This window comes from Cupriavidus phytohabitans (assembly GCF_000426345.1).
Lineage (GTDB): Bacteria > Pseudomonadota > Gammaproteobacteria > Burkholderiales > Burkholderiaceae > Cupriavidus.
This window is the reverse complement of sequence record NZ_AUFE01000204.1, coordinates 1-2,156: the sequence shown is the minus strand read 5'-3', so window position 1 is coordinate 2,156 and position 2,156 is coordinate 1. Positions and strand designations below refer to the sequence as shown.

The window sequence follows — 2,156 nt, the reverse complement described above, 5'->3', positions numbered from 1 at the left end:
CAGGAAATTGGGGGAACTACATGCAACTGTGAAACTGAATCAAACCAATCTCGATTGACACGGGGAGTCATATCAGCTGGACTGGCGTGCAATCCCGTGACGCTGAGCCAGGACCTGACGGTTCCGGTTGACCGGCGCCCTCTGGTTGACGTAAGCAGTGAGTGGGTCAAGAAATCGGGGAGGTGGCCGTCAATAACCGGGCAACTCCATTTCCCGTCTGAGACATGCGTTACACCTCGATCCGCGACCAGCACCTCACTATCCTCGCCCGCAACCGCGATCCCTGGCGGACTCGGGCGGAACAGCGCTTTGACGTCGACGATCTCATTCGGGCATGCGTTCCGGATGCCACCACTTGCGATCCAAGCGTTGTGGCCGACGCGAGCCGGGAGTGGTTCGATAGTTTCGACGACGGCATTCCGGCATGGCGGATGTCGTCGCAAGATCGATAACCGCGACAGCATGACTGCCGCCCAAGGTCGGTAACCGGCCATTTTGCTCCGTTCACGGTTGCAGAGTCTGGCGTAGCGGGCTACGAGGTCGTGAGCTGGGGCGGCGTCTTTGTGCCTGCGAGCCCGTCGCCAGCACTCATCATGCGCCTCAACCAGGCGATCAAAAAGGCTAGGTCAGCAGACGACACACGCGACAAACTTGCCACGCTCGGACTTCTCCCCCGGACGGGCACGCCCGATGAACTCGGAACGTTCTTGTTGAGCCGCCTTTTGACATCTTCTGGTCGAAATGGCGGCATGGGTGTTGTTGGACCAGCGCGGACTCATCTCGCTACCCTTTCGCATTCAGAAGCCGGACGGATGGTGCCATGAGTCGGAGCTACTAGGCGCCCAGCGGAAGGCACACTGCCATTGAGGTGAGGCCGTCGTCCGATTTTGCTTGAATGGTCCCATTGTGCGACGCAACGATGGAACGGCATATGGCCAACCCCAGGCCCATCCCGTCAGATTTTGTACTGAAGAACGGTTCGAATATCCTCGAAAGCTGTTCGGGCGGAATTCCTGCACCGTTATCCTCCACCTCGAGCGTTATCGTACTATCCCCGCGGTTGCGAGTCCGTACCAATATGGTCGGGGACTCGCACCGCCGCCGTTTCAGCGCGTCGACTGCGTTCAACAACAGGTTGAGCACTAGTTGCTGGATTTGCACGCAATCCCCGTGCAAATCTGGCAAGGCGGAATCCAGGTCGAGTCTGAGCACCGCTTCGGCCTGCTTGATATCGGCCTCCACCAATGGGAGTAGTTCCTCAATCGCCTTACTTAGTTGGAAGCGTTGCCGAGCTGTAGGTGCCGGTCGCATCAACGACCATAGCGAACGGACCACCTGCTCAGCCCGCTCGGACTGATCCTTTATTCGGCAAAGCCCCTCGGATATCTCTGCGACATTTGACTCACTTCTGTTGATCCAACGCTGGATCGCGCCGGCCTCCAATCGGATGGCCGTCAAAGGCTGGCGAATCTCATGCGCGATCGATGCCGCCAGTACTCCGAGGGTCGCCAAGCGGTTCACATGGACGAGCGGGATATCAAGCCCGACTCCCTCGGAACAATGGAACTTGTGCGCCGTCATCCTGCCCTCCGTTGTAAGGTAGAAGAAGGAAGTCTTGCTCGGGCAAGCCGATACGGCGTTCCACCGGGGCAAGCTGCTAATTGAAGTGTGAGATGCAGGTGCGGCGCGCCGCGCAGTCAGTGGGAAGGGCGTCTCGCTAACTCCGGAGTATCAGCTCGGAGTAGCGAGAGTGTGCCACTCACCGGAGTGCAAATTGAGCCCCGAATCAGCGAATTACTTTTGAGGAAAAATCAACAATGGAACGTCGGTGCGCAGTCGGAGGCAAATGTCATGTCACCCCGTCGCTTGCTCCCCGTCCAGAGGATATCGTCCCCACTGCACAGACTCATCGCAGCGTCGGTCACTAATTGCACACCGTGATGCCCTCGCACTCTCTGTGTGTCTGCGATGGGTCCGGCAAGAGCCAGTGCAGGGCAGGAGCACCTAGACCGGGTCGCACTTCGAGGTTGGATGAAGGGCCACGAAACGTGCAACAAGGGGCGCCTGCGGAGCAGTCCAGCTGATATGACTCCCCGTGTCAATCGAGATTGGTTTGATTCAGTTTCACAGTTGCATGTAGTTCCCCCAATTTCCTG

General features: G+C 58.2%; 2 protein-coding genes. One reads left to right on the top strand and one right to left on the bottom strand.

From position 1 onward, the window contains the following. Nucleotides 1-224: 224 nt before the first annotated feature. Nucleotides 225-452, top strand: coding sequence for a hypothetical protein (locus tag K309_RS0134645; protein ID WP_029050441.1), 228 nt, complete (start codon nucleotides 225-227; stop codon nucleotides 450-452). A 382-nt stretch (nucleotides 453-834) separates the two neighbouring features. On the opposite strand, the gene K309_RS38910 is transcribed toward K309_RS0134645, so the two are convergent. Next, a complete protein-coding gene (locus K309_RS38910) occupies nucleotides 835-1,581 on the bottom strand; it encodes a sensor histidine kinase (protein ID WP_051320776.1) in 747 nt (248 codons plus the stop codon). Nucleotides 1,582-2,156 lie beyond the last annotated feature (575 nt).

Excerpts from the sequence above, each read along its gene's own strand:
- K309_RS0134645 (WP_029050441.1), top strand. The coding sequence starts at position 225 with ATGCGTTACACCTCGATCCGCGACCAGCACCTCACTATCCTCGCCCGC.
- K309_RS38910 (WP_051320776.1), bottom strand. The coding sequence starts at position 1,581 with ATGACGGCGCACAAGTTCCATTGTTCCGAGGGAGTCGGGCTTGATATC.